Origin of the sequence: Streptomyces sp. NPDC001933 (assembly GCF_042890955.1) — a bacterium.
Classification (GTDB): Bacteria; Actinomycetota; Actinomycetes; order Streptomycetales; family Streptomycetaceae; genus Streptomyces.
Genome location: NZ_JBIASS010000001.1, coordinates 93,726 through 110,539, shown reverse-complemented (window position 1 = coordinate 110,539; position 16,814 = coordinate 93,726). Strand labels below are relative to the sequence as shown.

Here is a 16,814-nt window from a genome sequence, read left to right as displayed (position 1 = left end):
GCCATCCGGAGGTTGCATGCGGCGCGCTCCCCCCTCCGGGCAACCGAATCGCCACAGCATGGCTCCAACAGGACAGAGCCATACGAAAGGCAGGTACTGCCCATGCTTCAGCTCCGCAACACCCCGGGTCTCCGCAGTCGGCGCCAGATCGGCCGGACGCTGCTCGCCTCCGCTCTCCTCACCGCCGTCGCCGCGGTCCCGGCAGCAGCGGCGGCGGCCCCGCAGGCCCCTGAAACCGCCGCGTCGGTACGCAGTGACCTCGGATCCCCCGCCTACCAGCAGGTCGCCCATTTCTACGGCGCCTACATCGATGCCGTCGCCGCCTCCACCGAGGACGGCGGACGGCTCGTCACCGCCCTGCGAACCTTCTATCTGACCCCTCGGCTGCGCTCCGAGCTGAACACCTGGGAGTGGCGCAACCACGCGGACGGGGTGCTCCGGGCCCAGAACACCCCGCTCGCCTTCCGGGTCACCGCGGGCGACAGCGCCGCCGGCCACACCTGGTCGACGGTGCGGCTCACCTGGAGCGGCGGCAAGCACCCCACGTACTCGTACCTGACCGTCCGCTCGGACCTGCGGACCGGAAAGATCTCCGGCATCGGCGACTGACCCGGCGGACGGGCCCGGCTCTCACACCTGCGCGGGCTCGTCCTCCCCGATGAACGTGCGCCACAGCACGGCGTAGCGCCCGTCCCTGGCCAGGAGTTCGTCGTGCGTACCGTCCTCGACGACCCGGCCGCGGTCCATCACCACGACCCGGTCGGCGCGGGCGGCCGTGGTCAGCCGGTGGGCGACGACCAGGGTGGTGCGGCGGCCGGTGAGCCGGTCGGTCGCCTGGTTGACCAGGGCCTCGCTGGCCAGGTCGAGCGAGGCGGTCGCCTCGTCGAGCAGCAGGACGTCCGGGTCGACGAGTTCGGCGCGGGCCAGCGCGATCAGCTGGCGCTGGCCGGCCGAGAGGTTGCGGCCCCGCTCGGCGACCTCGTGCAGATAGCCGCCGTCCAGCGTCGCGATCATGTCGTGGGCGCCGACCGCCCGCGCCGCCGCCTCCACCTCGGCGTCGGTGGCCTCGGGCCGCCCGTAGGCGATGGCGTCGCGGACCGTGCCCGCGAAGAGGTACGCCTCCTGCGGTACGACGCCGAGCCGGTGCCGGTACGCGGTGAGGTCGAGGCGGCGCAGATCGGTGCCGTCCGCGGTGACCCGGCCGCCCGTGGGGTCGTAGAACCGGGCGACGAGCTTGACGAGGGTGGACTTGCCCGCGCCGGTCTCGCCGACGAACGCGACCGTCTGGCCGGCCGGTATCCGCAGGTCGACCCCGATGAGGGCCTCCTCGGCGCCGCCGTACGCGAAGGACACGTCCTCGAAGGCGATCTCGCCGCGCAGCGACAGCACGTCCAGCGGTTCGTCCGCGGTGTCGGTGGAGGTCGGCTCGCGCAGCAGTTCCTGGATGCGGCCGAGCGAGACGGTGGCCTGCTGGTAGCCGTCGAAGACCTGGGAGAGCTGCTGGACCGGGGCGAAGAACAGATCGATGTAGAGCAGGTAGGCGACCAGCGCACCGGTGGTGAGCGTGCCGTTGTCGACCCGGCCCGCGCCGACGATCAGGACGGCGGCCGCGGCCACCGAGGACAGCAGCTGCACGAACGGGAAGTAGACCGATATCAGCCACTGGCCCCGGACCCGGGCCTCGCGGTAGTGGTCGCTGCGCTCCGCGAACCGCCGGGTGCCGTCGTGCTCGCGGCGGAACGCCTGCACGATCCGCAGCCCGGAGACGGACTCCTGGAGGTCGGCGTTGACGACGCTGATGCGCTCACGGGCCAGTTCGTACGCCTTGACGCTCTTGCGGCGGAAGAAGAACGTGCCGACGACCAGCACCGGCAGCGTCGCGAAGACCACGAGGGCCAGCTGCACGTCGAGGACCAGCAGCGCGACCATGATGCCGAAGAAGGTGACGACGGAGACGAAGGCGGTGACCAGACCGGTCTGCAGGAACGTCGACAGCGCGTCCACGTCCGTCGTCATCCGGGTCATGATGCGGCCGGTCAGCTCGCGCTCGTAGTAGTCCAGGCCGAGCCGCTGGAGCTGCGCGAAGATCTTCAGCCGGAGTGAGTACAGCACCCGTTCGCCGGTGCGGCCCGTCATCCGGGTCTCGCCGATCTGGGCGGCCCACTGCACGAGGACGACCACCAGGGCCAGCGCGGACGCCGCCCAGACCGCGCCGAGCGCGAGCTGCGAGACGCCCTGGTCGATGCCGTGCCGGATCAGCACCGGCAGCAGCAGACCGGCGCCCGCGTCGACCGCGACCAGCACCAGGCTCACCAGCAGCGGCAGCCCGAAGCCGCGCAGCAGCCTGCGCAGCCCGTAGGAGTCCTCGGCGCCGACGGCCCGTGCCTCGTCGATGTCGGGGGTGTCGGTGGCGGGCGGCAGCGCCTCGACCTGGGCGAGCAGTTCGGGGGTGGCGGGCATGCCGGCCGCGCCGGTGTCGCGCGGCTCCTCCTTGCGGACCCACAGGTGGGGGCTGATGCCTCGCTCGGCGTCGAACTCGGCGTCCAGCTCCTCCTGGAGCGCGCGCTCGTCCTCGGGGGTCGTGTCGGGGGCGGGGGTCAGCCGCTGGTGTCCGGGCGAGGTGCCGCCCAGCTCGTCGGGGTCGGTGAGCAGCCGCCGGTAGAGCGGGGAGCGGCGCTCCAGCTCCTCGTGGGTGCCGATGTCGGCGAGCCGGCCGTTCTCCAGGACGGCGATCCGGTCGGCGAGGCCGAGGGTGGAGCGGCGGTGGGCGATCAGCAGGGTGGTCCGCCCGGCCATGACCTGGCGCAGCGCCTCGTGGATCTCGTGCTCGACGCGGGCGTCGACGGCGGAGGTGGCGTCGTCGAGGAGGAGCAGCCGGGGGTCGGCGAGGATGGCGCGGGCGAGCGCGACGCGCTGGCGCTGGCCGCCGGAGAGGGTGAGCCCGTGCTCGCCGACCTTGGTGTCGTAGCCCTCGGGCAGCTCCGCGATGAACCGGTCGGCCTGGGCGGCGCGGGCCGCCTCCTCGATCTGCTCCTGGGTGGCGTCGGGGAATCCGTAGGCGATGTTGGCGCGGACGGTGTCGGAGAACAGGAAGCTGTCCTCCGGTACGAGGCCGATGGCGGCGCGCAGGGACCGCTGGGTCAGTTCGCGGACGTCGTGGCCGCCGACCAGGACGGCGCCGTGCGTCACGTCGTAGAAGCGGGGCAGCAGGAGCGAGACCGTGGACTTCCCGCTGCCGGACGCGCCGACGACGGCGACGGTCTCGCCGGGCTCGATGGTCAGCGAGAACCCGTCGAGTACGGGGCGCTCGGCGTCGTAGCCGAACCGTACGTCGTCGAACTCGACGCTGGCGGGGGCGTCGGCCGGGAGGTCCTTGGTGCCGTCCTTCATGGTCGGCTCGGTGTCGATCAGTTCCAGTACGCGTTCGACGCCGGCCCTGGCCTGCTGTCCGACGGTGAGGACCATGGCGAGCATCCGGACCGGTCCGACGAGCTGGGCGAGGTAGGTGGAGAACGCCACGAACGTACCGAGGGTGATCTCGCCCCGGGTGGCGAGCCAGCCGCCGAGGGCCAGCATCGCGACCTGGCCGAGCGCGGGGACGGCCTGGAGGGCGGGGGTGTAGCGGGAGTTCAGCCGGATCGTCCGCAGCCGCCCGGCGAAGAGCTTGCGCCCCACCTCGCGCAGCTTGCCGGTCTCCTGCTCCTCCTGCCCGAACCCCTTGACGACCCGGACCCCGGAGACGGCCCCGTCGACCACTCCGGCGACGGCGGCGGCCTGCCCCTGGGCGTACCAGGTGGCGGGGAAGAGCCGGTTGCGGGAGCGGCGGGCGATGAACCAGAGGGCGGGGGCCACGGCGACCGCGACCAGGGTGAGCAGCGGCGAGAGCCACGCCATGATCACCAGGGAGATGAGGAAGAGCAGCACGTTCCCGATGGTCATCGGGAGCATGAAGAGGAGCCCCTGGATCAGCTGGAGGTCACTGGTGGCGCGCCCGACGACCTGGCCGGTGGACAGTTCGTCCTGCCGCTTCCCGTCGAGGCGGGTGATCGTCCCGTACATCTCGGTACGCAGATCGTGCTGCACGTCGAGGGCGAGCCGGCCGCCGTAGTACCGGCGGATGTAGGTGGCTATGTACACGAGCCCGGCGGCGGCTATGAGGAGCCCGGTCCAGACGGCGAGGGACCGGGTGTGGCCGACCACGACGTCGTCGATGATCACCTTGGTGATCAGCGGGACGAGGGCCATCACCGCCATGCCCGCGAGCGACGAGCCGAGCGCCAGCAGCACATTGCGCCGGTAGCGCCATGCGTACCCGCACAACCGCCGGGCCCATCCCGGGGCCCGCGCCGCGCCCTGCGGGTCTCCTGCGTCCGTCACCAGTGCCTCCCCGTTCGACCTGCTCTACCGCAAGGCACCAACGCGGTGGGCAGCGGATTTCATCCCGCCGTTACAGAGGAGGGCCGAAGACGGGGCCATCGGCGTAGGGCGGGTGCGACGGTCGGCGTAGGACCGGCCCGCGACCGACTGCGTCAACCAGGCGCGCCCCGCCCACTCGTCCTGCTGACTCCACTAGCACCTCAAGGCGATATACGCTTCCCTATATATACGTTGCTTTGCATGGATGATCTTTTCACCGTCGAGATCGAGCCGGAGGTCCGTCTGTGGCTGACCAACCTCTCCGCGGCCGACTACGAACGCGCGGAGCACGCCGTCGGGCGGCTCGCGCGGAGCGCGACCACGCTGAGCGAGCCGCACTCACGGCACCTGGGCGACGGCGTGCGGGAGCTGCGGTTCGATCTGGGGCGCAGCCGCGAAGCCGTACGGATCTCGTACTGGCTCGCGTCCGGACGCCGCATCGTGCTGCTGACCGTCTTCCGCAAGACGCAGCAGCGCGAGAATGCCGAGGTCGTCCGTGCCAGGCGGGCGAAGGCCGTCTGCGAAGCGGAACACAAACCGGCACATGACGTGTTCACCCGCGATGTCTAGGAAGGAAGAGCACGTGGTCAGTCACGCAGAGTGGAAGCTCGCCCGGGACCGGAAGGTCGCAGAGAGCATCTCGGAGGGAGAGGACGGCACCGAGAGCGCCGAGCGCGTGCGGCGGCGCCAGGAGCTCGACCTGGCCTGGGATCTCGGACAAGCGGTCTACGACCGCCGCACCGAACTCGGCATCGCCCAGACGGAACTGGCGCGGCGCGCCAGGATGACCCAGCCGCAGGTCTCCAAGCTGGAACTCGGCGGCACCATGCCCACGGTTCCGCTCCTCGCCCGCCTGGCGCGGGCCATGGACTCCACGTTCAGCATGGAGCTGGACGGCGACACGATGCGGGTGGCGTTCACCGCGCACGCGGGTTCCGAGGCGTCGGAGTCGAAAGCAGGGGCGGACGGCGGGGCGGGCCCGGCGGCTGCCGAAGCCCGCGCCGCCCACGGCTGAGCGGGCCCTCGGCGCGGGTCAGGGCCGTAGGGGCCGGCCCCCGACCCGCCGATGCCGGTCCCTACGGCCGCGGCGTCGCGGTGAGCATCCGTACGGCCGGGGCCTCCGGCACCGCGGGCACCGCTTCCTGCGGGGCGGCGGGCGGGGCGATGGTCGAGGTCGTCTTCGCGGCGACGGCCGGGTTGAGGTCCTTGTGCACGGCGCGGGCGACGGCCTGGATGGTGTTGATGCCGTCGTTCATCGTCTTGTTGTCCTGGGTGAGCACGGTGATCGCGTAGTCGTGCCCCTTGCCGGTGAACGCGCCGATGCTGTGCACCCGCCAGCCGTGGGTGGCGCGCGGCAGCCAGCCGTTCTTGACCTGCACGGTCACCCCGGACGGCGCCCCGGCGGGCGTGCCCCAGCGCTGCGCGGAGACGACCTTGCGCATCAGGCCCAGCTCGTAGGCGCGCGCGTTGTCGCTCAGCACGGAGTTCTTGGCGGTCAGCAGGGTCAGCAGTCGCAGCTCGTCCTGGGCGGTGATCTGGGTCAGCCCCCAGTAGCCCCCGGAGCCGGGCACGGTGTGCGTCATCCCGGCGGCCTTGAGGAACGCCTTGACCTTGGTCACCCCGAGCTGCTTCCACAGGCTGGTGGTCGCGTTGTTGTCGGACTTGGTGATCATCGCGGTGGAGAGGTTGATCTCGCGCTGGGTGAGGTAGCGGTTGTGCTTCTTGTTGTCCCAGAGCAGCGTCGCCAGCACGGTCGCCTTCACGACGCTGGCGGAGTCGTACTTCGTCGTCGCCCGCAGGGTGCAGTTGGTCTTGGTCGTGCGGTCGTAGAGCGCCACGGCCGTCGTCGACTTCCGGCCCTTGAGCGCGGCGGTGATGTCCTTCGACAGCTTCGCGGCGAGCCCGGCCTTGCCGGACGTGCAGCTCACCGTCGGCGTCGCCGCCGCGGCGGGCGCCGCGCCGAGCGCCACGGGTGCGAGCACGCCCGCGGCGAGCGCGACGGAGAGCGCGGCCTTGGCGCGACGGGTTATGCAGGGCTGTTCTTTCATGCGGCTGGTCCCCCATGAGTGGATCGGTACGGTGCGCCCCCGGCGCACCCGTGAGTAACGACTCACGACGGGCCGGAAAGTTGCGCATTCGGGGCTGTGTGGTTCGTCGCCCGTCGCGCGGGTATCGGTCACCGGGTGCGACCCGGCACCTTGATCGAATCGAGGGAACCTTGACGAGCGCTCAGCCGGTCCGGCACGCCGAGGCATACCGCTGCGGCCGGCTCTTCGCGGCGGTCGCGGCCCTGCAGCGGCTCGCGCAGAACGAACACCACGCGCTGGGACAGCCGGGAGCCGCGGAGAAGGCCGCCGCGCGGCCGGAACCCGTTCTGCGAGAGCCCCTGCGGGAGATCGTCCAGTACCTGGTGCAGGCCCGGATCCGCGGTCAGGGAGCGGCGGCCGACCCGGTGTTCCGGTCGCTGACCGACTTCCTGCCACCGGCGAAGGCCGTGCCCACCAGCCTCCATCCCGACGAGCGGCCGGACTTCCACCGGGGCAGGGAGGAGCAGGCGGCTCTCATCGCGAAGGAGCACCCGCCCCGCAGATGAACCCGCCCGTGAACCCGCCCGCGCCCCGGCCGAGGCCGGGTGCGCGGACGGGCAGCGAGCCGATGCCTACAGGTGCGTCGGCTCGAACATCCTCAGCAGGGCCGGGAGCACGACCACCGAGGGACCGGGCGCCGCGAGGGACGCGGCCAGGTCGGCGGTGAGCGACTCCGGGGTGGTGCGGATCGCCGGGACGCCGAAGGACTCGGCGAGGGCGACGAAGTCGGGGCGGGTGAGCTCCGTCGCCGTGGCCTCGCCGAAGGCGCCCGTCATGTATTCGCGCAGGATGCCGTAGCCGCCGTCGTCGACGATCAGCCAGGTGACCGGAAGGTCGTACTGGCGGGCTGTGGCCAGCTCCGCGATCGAGTACATCGCGCCGCCGTCGCCGGAGACCGCGAGGACCGGCCGCGTACGGTCGGCCGCCGCCGCGCCGAGGGCGGCCGGGAAGCCGTAGCCGAGGCCGCCCGCGCCCTGGGCCGAGTGCATCGTGTTCGGGTGGCGGGCGTCGAAGGCGGACCAGGCCCAGTAGGCGAGGATCGTCATGTCCCAGAAGCTGGGCGACGCGTCGGGCAGCGCCTCGCGGACCGAGGCGATCAGCCGCTGCTCCAGGGTGAGTTCCTGGGCGGCGATCCTCTCCCGTACCGCTTCGAGGACCGTACGGACCCGCTCCGGCGCCGACGGGTCCTCGCGGCGGTCGACCGCTTCGAGGAGGTCGGACAGCGCCTCGCGGGCGTCGGCGTGGATGCCGAGCGCGGGGTGGTTGGACTCCAGCTTCCCGGCGTCCGCCTCGATCTGGATCACCCGGCCGCGCGGGGCGAACGTGTGGTAGTTGGAAGAGAGTTCACCGAGTCCGGAGCCGATGACCAGGAGCACGTCGGCGGACTCCAGGAAGTCCGTGGTGTAGCGGTCCTCCAGCCAGGACTGGAGCGAGAGCGGGTGCTCCCACGGGAAGGCGCCCTTGCCGCCGAAGGTGGTGACGACGGGTGCGTCGAGCTTCTCCGCGAGCGCCAGCAGCTTGCCGGACGCGTCGGACCGTACGACTCCGCCGCCCGCGATGATCGCCGGACGCTCGGCCTTCGACAGCAGGTCGGCCGCCACGGCGGTCAGTTCGGGACGGGCGTACAGCTCGCGCGGGGTGGCGTCCATCGCCGAGACGACCGGCACGGTGGTCTCGGCCAGGAGCACGTCCTGCGGGATCTCGATCCAGACCGGGCCGTGCGGGGCGGTCAGCGCGGACTCCCAGGCGGCGGCGATCGCCGACGGGATCTGGGAGGCGGTGCGGACGGTGTGGACGGACTTCACGACGTCGCGGAACGACGCCTTCTGGTCGCGCAGTTCGTGCAGGTAGCCGTGGCGTCCGCCGCCCAGGCCCGCCACCGGGATCTGGCTGGAGATCGCCAGCACGGGGGCGGAGGCGGCCGCCGCCTCCTGGAGCGCGGCGAGGGAGGTGAGCGCACCCGGCCCGGTGGAGAGCAGCAGCGGCGCCACTTCCCCGGTGATCCGGCCGTACGCGTCGGCGGCGAAGCCCGCGTTGTTTTCGACGCGCAGCCCGATGTACGTCAGGGAGGAGCGGCGCAGCGCGTCGAACATGCCCAGCGCGTGCTGGCCGGGCAGGCCGAAGACGGTGGTCGCGCCGAGGCCCTGGAGGGTCTCGACGACGAGGTCGCCGCCGTTGCGCCCGGCCGGCGGGTTCAGGGCGGCCGCGGTCTGCTCGGGGGTGAGCCGCGGCCGCTCGTCGTGGTGGTCGTGGCTCACTTCGTACGGGCCTCTGCGATCTGGCGGGACATGATCGTGGTCAGCTCGTACGCCGTGTGGGAGGCGGCGACGGAGGTGATCTCGGCGTGGTCGTACGCGGGGGCGACCTCGACCAGGTCGGCGGAGACCAGGTTGCAGGAGGACAGCCCGCGGACGATCTCCAGGAGCTCGCGGGAGGTCAGGCCGCCGGCCTCGGGGGTGCCGGTGCCGGGGGCGTGCGCCGGGTCCAGCACGTCGATGTCGATGGAGATGTACAGCGGCCGGTCGCCGATGCGCTGGCGCAGCTGGTCGGCGACCTCGTCGACGCCGCGCCGCATGACGTCGGCGGAGGTGACGATGCCGAAGCCCATCTTCGCGTCGTCGTCCAGGTCCTGCTTGCCGTAGAGCGGGCCGCGGGTGCCGACGTGGGAGAGCGCGGAGGTGTCGAGGATGCCCTCCTCGACGGCGCGGCGGAACGGGGTGCCGTGGGTGTACTCGGCGCCGAAGTAGGTGTCCCAGGTGTCGAGGTGCGCGTCGAAGTGGAGCAGGGCGACCGGGCCGTGCTTCTTGGCGACGGAGCGCAGCAGCGGCAGCGCGATGGTGTGGTCGCCGCCGAGCGTCATCATGCGGGCGCCGGTGCCGAGCAGGTCGTCGGCGGCGGCCTCGATGGTCTCGACGGCCTCGTTGATGTTGAACGGGTTCGCGGCGATGTCACCGGCGTCGGCGACCTGCGCGAGCGCGAACGGCGAGGCGTCCTGCGCCGGGTTGTACGGGCGCAGCAGGCGCGAGGCCTCACGGATCGCGTTGCCGCCGAAGCGGGCGCCGGGCCGGTAGGAGACACCGGTGTCGAAGGGCACTCCGACGACGGCGACATCGGCGGTGCCGACCTCGTCGAGCCGGGGCAGCCGGGCGAAGGTCGCGGGTCCGGCGTACCGCGGGACGCGGGAGGAGTCGACGGGGCCGCGCGGCGTTTCGTTGCTGCTCATGTGAAGTGCCTTCCTTCGGGTTACGTGCGTTGTTCAGTGTGCGGGGCGAGGCGGGAGGGGCGGGGGCCGCCCCTCCCGGGGGCGTACGGGGACGGTTACGTCGTGGCCGGCTCGTGCACCGGCTCTTCCGCCGTCGCGCCCCGTCCCGCCAGCCGCTCGCGCCAGGCCGCGAGTACGGCCGCGTCGGTCGGCTTCGTCGCCAGGGAGACGATCACGTACGCCGCGAGCGAGGCCAGCAGGCCGTAGTAGATCGGTTCGTTGGCGAGGATTCCGTATCCCGCCATCAGGCCGATCACCGCGAGACCGCCGACCGACACCGCGGCCAGCGCGCCCGCCGCGGTGCCCCGGCGCCACAGCAGACCGCCGAGGATCGGCACCAGCAGGCCGCCGACGAGCAGGTTGTACGCGACGGTCAGGGCCTCGACGACGTTGTTGAGCGCGATGGAGATCAGGATGACGGCGATGCCCATGATGAGGATGAAGACCCGGTTGCCCTTCACCTCGTCGTGTTCGCCCTCGACGGCCTCGCCGCCCCGGGACACCACGCCCCGCAGCCGGGACCAGATGTCGTTGTTGGCGACGGTGGCACAGGCGATCAGCGCGCCCGAGGACGTGGACATCACGGCGGCCAGCGCGGCGGCGAGCACCAGCCCGCGCACGCCGATCGGCAGCTCGTCCTTGACGATGGTCGCGAACGCGGAGTCGGGGCTGGGCAGCTTCGGGTACATGACCTTCGCGGCGGTGCCGATGACGGCGCCCGCGAGGGCGTAGATGAGGCAGTAGGTACCGGCGACGGTGCCGCCGATCCGGGCGATCTTGTCGCTGCGGGCGGTGAAGACGCGCTGCCAGATGTCCTGGCCGATCAGCATGCCGAAGGTGTAGATCAGCACGTACGTGAAGATCGTCTCGCCGCCGATGCCGAGCGGGTCGAAGTACTCGGTGGGCAGCTTCGCCTTCATCTCGCTGAAGCCGCCCGCCTTGATCACCGCGATGGGCAGCAGGAGCAGCAGCACACCGATGGTCTTGACGACGAACTGCACCATGTCGGTGAGCGTGATCGACCACATCCCGCCGAGCGTGGAGTACGCGACGACGATGGCGCCGCCGAGGATGATCGCGATGGTCCGGTTCATGTCGAAGAGGACGTCGAAGATGGTGGCGTACGCGATGGTCGAGGTGACCGCGAGCATCAGCGTGTACGACCACATCACGACACCGGAGATGATCCCCGCCCTGCCGCCGTAGCGCAGGTCGAGCATCTCGGAGACGGTGTAGACCTTCAGCCGGGCGATCCGCGCGGAGAAGAAGATGGACAGAGCGAGAATTCCGAGGCCGATGGTGAAGACCATCCAGGCGCCGGAGAGTCCGTACTGGTAGCCGAGGCCGACACCGCCGATGGTGGAGGCTCCGCCGAGGACGATCGCGGCCATCGTGCCCGAGTACATCCACGGTCCGAGCCTGCGGCCCGCCACCAGGAATTCGCTCTTGGACTTGGCGCGGCGCATGCCCCACCAGCCCATGGCGAGCATGCCGGCCAGATAAATGATGATCACCGCGTAGTCGACGGCCATGGGCTTCCTCCATTTCAGTCACAAGTGCACATGCCTTATGTGAAGAAGACGGTAGGTGGCCCGCAAGCGACGCTGAAGAGTACGTTTCATCCATAATTGAAGTCCCCGATGGATGGACCGTCCATGCCGGAAGCCTCGGCCGGGCCGACCCCGATGCCTGCTCACCCGCCCACTCCCCCGCCCGCACCGCCGCCCACGCCGCCGATCCCGCTCGCCGAACTGCTCGCCCACGAGGAGCTCGGACTGCGCCGGATCGCCGGTCCGGCGGAGGCGGATCTGCTGTGGGTGCACACCACGGAGATGGCCGACCCGTACCCCTATCTGCTCGGCGGTGAGCTGCTGCTGAGCGCCGGGGTGCAGCTGCAGGACCCGGACGCGTTCGTGGACCGGCTGATGGAGGCGGGGGCGGCGGCGCTCGGTTTCGGGGTGACGCCGGTGTTCGACACGGTGCCGCAGGCGTTGATCGAGGCATGCGACCGGCACGGCCTGCCGCTGCTGGAGGTGCCGCCCGAGACCCCGTTCACGGCGATCGCCCGGACGGTGTGGCGGCTGATGGCCGAGGCCCGCCACCGCGAGCTGCGCCGGGTGACGCGCGCCCAGCAGGCCCTGGCCACGGCGGCGGCCCGGCCGGACCCGGTCCCTGCGGTGCTGCACCAACTGGCGGCCCAGCTGGAGGGCCGGGCGGCGCTGCTCTCCGCGGACGGCGAGGAGCTGCACGCCTCGGGCCGCCGCCCGGCCCCCGACGTCGGGGCGGCGCTGGCCAGGCTCACCCGGGTGGTCCGCGCCGGATCACGCCCCGCCCCCTCGTCCGCCACCGACACGCTGCGGGACGCCCATCTCTCCGCGTACGCGCTGGGCGGCGGACAGGGGCTCGTCCTGGCGTTGGCGACGGACCGGCGCGAGGCGGGCGACCACACCATCGCCGGGATCGCGGTCGTCCTGCTCTCCCTGCTGGCCGCCCCGCACCAGGGCGCCGACGCCGCGGGCCGCTCGGCCGCCCTGGTGCGGATGCTGCTGGGCGCGGACCCGCAGGACGTCGCACCGCTGCTCGGCGGCGCCGAGCAGTGGACGGTGGTGCACGCACGCCGCAGCGGCGACAGCCCGGTCGACCCGCTGACCACCGGAGCACTGGGCGCCGCCCTCGGTTCGGCGCTGGTCGACGCGGGCCGGGGCGGCGACGCGGTACGGGTGCTGATCCCCGGCGGCGACCGGATCACCCCGCAGCCCGGCTGGACGCTCGGCGCGTCCGCCCCCGCCGCCATCACCGCCCTTGACCTCGCCGACGGCCAGGCCTCCCGGGCCCTGGGCCGCGCCGTCGCCACCCGCACCCCGCTGGCCCACCACCACAACGGCGGCGGGTCCGGCCTGACCGCCCTGATCCCGCCCGACCGCGCCGAGGCACACGCCCGCGCCCTCCTCGCCCCGCTCACCGAGCCGCTGACCGAGACCCTGCGCTGCTGGCTGAGCCTCCACGGCAGCTGGGACCGCACGGCCACGGCCCTGCGCATCCACCGCAACACGGTCCGCCAGCGCATCGCCCGCTGCGCGTCCCTGCTGGACGTGGACCTGGACGACATGGACGTACGGACGGAACTGTGGTTCGCGCTGCGGGTGCGGTGAGCGGGGCGGGCGGTTCAGCCCTGTGGGCTGCTCCCGTCACGGACTGACGCGGCAAGCCGCTCGCCCCGGCTCCGGGCGATCCGGTGCGCGTCGCGCAGGGCCTCGACCATGCGGGCCGGGACGTACCGGAGCTGCGCCTCAGTGACATCGCGATCTTCGAGCATGTCGGCGGCGTGGTCGAGCAGTTCGAGCGCCATGCCGAGCTGCACGCTCTCGATGTTGTCGGCCGTGCGGGAGACGCATCCGGTCCCGTCACCTCAGCAGCGCCCGCTATCGCAGCCCCAGGCAGGGCAGCCAGTCGCGTGAGGTGTCGTGGGTGGCGGTGAGCAGGGCGGCGAGGGCTCCGGGGGCTCCCGTGAGCAGGGAGGTCTGCTGTTGTCCGGGGGCGAGGGCCATCGGTAGCCGGGTGGCCAGGTACTGGGCCAGCCGGGCGCCGAGCACGGCGGCGGGCGACAGCCGGGCCCAGCAGTGGAAGGCGTCGGCGACGGCCAGCACGCCCGCCGCACCGTGGCACAGCGCGAGCCGGTCCGTCAGGGGGGTGCCGAAGAGGTGGAAGTCCTCGTCGTACCGTTCCGCGAGGGTGGCGAAGGCGGCCGCCGCCCAGTCGGCCGCCATCCGGTCGCCCAGCACGTCGGCCGCGTCCCAGAGCGCCCAGGTGATGCCGGGGGTGCCGTAGCACCAGGCCTGCCGGGCCCGTGCCCCGGCGGGCGGCGGGCCGTCGCGGCCGGCGCCGTCCCAGCTCCGGACACCCCGGTCGTCCTCGAAGGACTGCTCCATCAGCCAGTGGGTGGCGCGGCGCAGGGCGTCCGTCAGCCGGGGGCGCGGTCCGGTTCGGCGGACGGTCGCGGTGAGACCTGCGACGAGTCCCGCCACGCCGTGTCCCATCCCGGTGTTGACCCGGCCCTGCAGCCAGCCCAGCCGGGGATGGCCGGCGTACTGGCCGATGTGCAGCCGGCGCAGGTCGTCGCTGTCGCACAGCGCCGCCAAGTGGGTCGCGAACGGCAGGAGTTGGCGGACGGACGGCTTCGGCTCCCGGGCGCAGAGCGCGAGCAGGGTGCCGGCCGGTCCGCCGATGAGGTCGTAGTCGGGCAGGCCGACGTCCGTCGTCCGCCAGGGGCGCGCCGAGGCGGTGTTCAGCAGGTGGTCGCGGAGCCGGTCGGCGGCGTGGCGCAGCGGGGGGTGGATCCGGGCGGCCATGCGCAGGCCGGCGTAGGTTCCGGCCAGGCCGCCGTCGAGCAGCCCGCCGTGGGACAGGCCGCGGCCGACGGTCCGGGACCAGGCGGCCACCGCGTGCCGGGCGCTCTCCGCCGCTGCCGGGTCGCCCGCGCGGGCGACCAGCGAGGCCAGTACCGGGATGCCGGGGTCCGAGGTTTTTCTCTCGGACTCCGGGTATTCGCCCAGGAGTTGCCGGGAGAGATCGAGTGCCGAAGGGTGCGGTCCGGGGCCGTGCGGTGGCATCGGGCCTCCTCGTCGGGGAGCCACCCGGACCGGTCCGGGTGGCTCCGTTCAACTCAGTGGTGGACGCATGGCGTCCGGTTGGACGCGGTCAGCCGGTGGCCTCAGCCACAGATGACTGCCGCGGCCTCGCTCAGGTATCGGGAGAAGCCCCTGCTTCGTGCTGTGTCTTCTGCGGATCGCGGGTTCACGGGACGCTTCGAAACGCCCTGGCCGCCTGCCGGCCGGACCGGATGCGCCCCGGGCCGGCCGGTCGTAACCGGAGACCCTGTCCGTCTGCGCCGGACCGGCCAGGTCCGCCAACAGGTCGATTCCCGCGTCAACACCAACTGAAAGAGATATGGCAATAAGTCAGATGATGGACGGGTGTGCGCTTGGCGTGACCAGTGAGCCAGGAGCGCAGAAACCCACGCCGTCGCACGATCCACGACAACGACAGACCTGGGCCAGGCCCGCCCCATCGCCGCGAACACCTCCGACGCCGAACGGGCGGGGTGTTCGCGCCGGTGCGCGGAGGCGTGCCGCGATCTTCGGTGCGGGCTTCGAGCGCCCCCGTTTCCGCCTGTCTGCGCAGGTCACGGCCGTGCCACGCTGGCGGCGACCAGGGCACGGAACCCTGGGCACCGTCTGAAAAGAGGTCTCTGTCTTGAACCGCTTCAGCGCGCTTGCCGTCACTTCTCTCGCCCTCGCCCTGGGGCTGGCCACCGGGCCCGCCGCGGGCGTGGCTCCGGGGAACACTGCCACCGGGACCGCCGCTCCCGGGAGCGCCAGGGCTTCGTTCAGCTGCAGCCCCGGGTACTTCTGTATCTACAGCGACTGGAACGGGGGTGGTACCCGCTGCCAGTGGTCCGACGAGCGGCGGGCGAATACCGCCGACGACTGCTCGTTCATCCAGCGGGGCCAGAACGTCCGCTCCGTGTGGAACGCGACCGGGCACCGCGTGCAGTACTACACCCAGACCAACTACAACTCCCGGGTCGGCTCCACGCCCGCCGGCAACGGCGGCAACCTCCAGGGGAACTACCAGATCCGTTCCTTCAAGCCGCAGTAGCGGCGACAGCCCCGGAAGTACGACGGTCCTCCCCGGCCACCTGCCGGGGAGGACCTCCGCATGTCCGCGTCCGGGCGGCGATGTCCGCGGCCGGGCGTGCCGCGCATCACCCTGGACAGCTTCCATGACTGCCGGGTAACTTTTGAATGTATCTGAGCAAGCGCTTAGCCAGGCCGCCGGCCGGGCCGACGCCGACCGAAGCTGATCTAGGAGGCACCCCGTGCGCCGTACGGTATTCAACGAGGACCACGAGGCGTTCCGGGAGACCATACGCGCCTTCATCGAGGCCGAGGTCGTCCCCCACTTCGACGAGTGGTTCCAGCAGGGCATCGTGCCGCGCGAGCTCTACACCAAGCTCGCCGACCTCGGCCTGTTCGGCATCAACGTGCCCGAGGAGTTCGGCGGCGCCGGCCTGGAGACGCACAAGTTCGAGGCCATCCAGTACGAGGAGACCGCCCGCGCGGGCGTCAACTTCGGCGGCTCCAACGTGCACGTCCTGCTCGCCCTGCCGTACATCAAGATGCTCGCCAACGACGAGCAGAAGAAGCGCTACCTGCCGAAGTTCGTCTCCGCCGAGGAGATGTGGGCCCTCGCGATGACCGAGCCGGGCACCGGTTCCGACCTCGCGGGCATGAAGACCACCGCCAAGCTCTCCGAAGACGGCACGCACTACGTGCTCAACGGCTCCAAGACCTTCATCACGGGCGGCGTCCACGCCGACCGCGTCATCGTCTGCGCCCGTACCTCGGCGCCGACCGCCGAGGACCGCCGCTTCGGCATCTCCCTGTTCGCCGTCGACACCAAGTCCGAGGGCTACTCCCTGGGCCGCAAGCTCGACAAGCTCGGCCTGCGCACGTCCGACACCGCCGAGCTGGCCTTCGCCGATGTGAAGGTGCCCGTCGAGGACCTGCTCGGCGAGGAGAACAAGGGCTTCTACTACCTCGGCCAGAACCTGTCGTCCGAGCGCTGGGGCATCGCGTTCGGCGCGTACGCGCAGGCCAGGGCCGCGGTCCGGTTCGCGCAGCAGTACGTGCAGGAGCGCACCGTCTTCGGCAAGACCGTCGCATCCTTCCAGAACACCAAGTTCGAGCTGGCCGCCTGCCAGGCCGAGGTGGACGCCGCCGAGGCCGTCGCCGACCGCGCTCTGGAGGCCCTCGACGCCGGTGAGCTGAGCGCCGCCGAGGCCGCCTCCGCGAAGCTGTTCTGCACCGAGGTCGCACACCGCGTCATCGACCGCTGCCTCCAGCTGCACGGCGGCTACGGCTACATGAACGAGTACCCGATCGCCCGCCTGTACGCGGACAACCGGGTCAACCGCATCTACGGCGGCACCAACGAGGTCATGAAGTCGATCATCGCCAAGTCCATGGGCCTGTGAGAGCGGCTACGTT

The 16,814-nt window shown here is 71.8% G+C and carries 13 protein-coding genes and 1 pseudogene; 7 read left to right on the top strand and 7 right to left on the bottom strand.

The genetic code is table 11. The features are described from left to right. Positions 1-102 precede the first annotated feature (102 nt). A complete protein-coding gene (locus tag ACFYY7_RS00505) occupies positions 103-609 on the top strand; it encodes a hypothetical protein (RefSeq protein ID WP_388655386.1) in 507 nt (168 codons plus the stop codon). A 21-nt stretch (positions 610-630) separates the two neighbouring features. Here the strand turns inward: ACFYY7_RS00505 and ACFYY7_RS00500 are convergent, their stop codons facing one another. Continuing rightward, on the bottom strand, positions 631-4,377 hold the full coding sequence (locus ACFYY7_RS00500; RefSeq protein WP_388655385.1) for an ABC transporter ATP-binding protein: 3,747 nt from the start codon (positions 4,375-4,377) through the stop codon (positions 631-633). A 240-nt stretch (positions 4,378-4,617) separates the two neighbouring features. Here ACFYY7_RS00500 and ACFYY7_RS00495 point away from each other — a divergent pair, with 240 nt between their 5' ends. Together ACFYY7_RS00495 and ACFYY7_RS00490 are read left to right on the top strand one after the other, a co-directional pair. Further along, positions 4,618-4,986: a type II toxin-antitoxin system RelE/ParE family toxin gene (locus ACFYY7_RS00495; RefSeq protein ID WP_388655383.1), complete on the top strand. Its 369-nt coding sequence runs from the start codon at positions 4,618-4,620 to the stop codon at positions 4,984-4,986. A 13-nt stretch (positions 4,987-4,999) separates the two neighbouring features. Beyond that, entirely contained in the window at positions 5,000-5,431 is a 432-nt protein-coding gene (locus tag ACFYY7_RS00490; protein ID WP_388655381.1) for a helix-turn-helix domain-containing protein, read from the top strand. A gap of 61 nt (positions 5,432-5,492) precedes the next feature. Here the strand turns inward: ACFYY7_RS00490 and ACFYY7_RS00485 are convergent, their stop codons facing one another. Next, on the bottom strand, positions 5,493-6,464 hold the full coding sequence (locus ACFYY7_RS00485; protein ID WP_388655379.1) for a serine hydrolase: 972 nt from the start codon (positions 6,462-6,464) through the stop codon (positions 5,493-5,495). Between the two features lie 170 nt (positions 6,465-6,634). On the opposite strand from ACFYY7_RS00485, the gene ACFYY7_RS00480 reads away from it, so the two are divergent. Beyond that, entirely contained in the window at positions 6,635-7,009 is a 375-nt protein-coding gene (locus tag ACFYY7_RS00480; RefSeq protein WP_266732842.1) for a hypothetical protein, read from the top strand. 66 nt (positions 7,010-7,075) lie between these two features. Here ACFYY7_RS00480 and ACFYY7_RS00475 read toward each other — a convergent pair whose 3' ends face one another. The 3 genes from ACFYY7_RS00475 to ACFYY7_RS00465 form a co-directional block, all read right to left on the bottom strand. Further along, a complete protein-coding gene (locus ACFYY7_RS00475) occupies positions 7,076-8,761 on the bottom strand; it encodes a thiamine pyrophosphate-binding protein (protein WP_388655377.1) in 1,686 nt (561 codons plus the stop codon). Next, complete coding sequence (gene speB, locus ACFYY7_RS00470; protein WP_124717598.1) at positions 8,758-9,726, bottom strand: agmatinase; 969 nt, start codon at positions 9,724-9,726, stop codon at positions 8,758-8,760. The genes ACFYY7_RS00475 and speB overlap by 4 nt, the downstream gene beginning before the upstream one ends. 95 nt (positions 9,727-9,821) lie before the next feature. Beyond that, positions 9,822-11,297 carry a sodium:solute symporter gene (locus ACFYY7_RS00465; protein ID WP_388655375.1) on the bottom strand — a complete coding sequence of 492 codons (1,476 nt, stop codon included), beginning with the start codon at positions 11,295-11,297 and terminating at the stop codon, positions 9,822-9,824. A gap of 123 nt (positions 11,298-11,420) precedes the next feature. Between ACFYY7_RS00465 and ACFYY7_RS00460 the strand changes: the two genes are divergently transcribed. Continuing rightward, positions 11,421-12,917, top strand: coding sequence for a PucR family transcriptional regulator ligand-binding domain-containing protein (locus tag ACFYY7_RS00460; RefSeq protein ID WP_388655373.1), 1,497 nt, complete (start codon positions 11,421-11,423; stop codon positions 12,915-12,917). A 14-nt stretch (positions 12,918-12,931) separates the two neighbouring features. Here the strand turns inward: ACFYY7_RS00460 and ACFYY7_RS00455 are convergent. Together ACFYY7_RS00455 and ACFYY7_RS00450 are read right to left on the bottom strand one after the other, a co-directional pair. Further along, positions 12,932-13,174: pseudogene (locus ACFYY7_RS00455) on the bottom strand (hypothetical protein); the annotation flags it as partial. Positions 13,175-13,187: 13 nt separating this feature from the next. Next, a complete protein-coding gene (locus tag ACFYY7_RS00450) occupies positions 13,188-14,375 on the bottom strand; it encodes a lanthionine synthetase LanC family protein (protein WP_388655371.1) in 1,188 nt (395 codons plus the stop codon). 643 nt (positions 14,376-15,018) lie between these two features. Between ACFYY7_RS00450 and ACFYY7_RS00445 the strand changes: the two genes are divergently transcribed. Then, positions 15,019-15,423: a peptidase inhibitor family I36 protein gene (locus tag ACFYY7_RS00445; protein ID WP_388655369.1), complete on the top strand. Its 405-nt coding sequence runs from the start codon at positions 15,019-15,021 to the stop codon at positions 15,421-15,423. Between the two features lie 220 nt (positions 15,424-15,643). Beyond that, a complete protein-coding gene (locus ACFYY7_RS00440) occupies positions 15,644-16,801 on the top strand; it encodes an acyl-CoA dehydrogenase family protein (protein WP_388655367.1) in 1,158 nt (385 codons plus the stop codon). Positions 16,802-16,814: the final 13 nt, after the last annotated feature.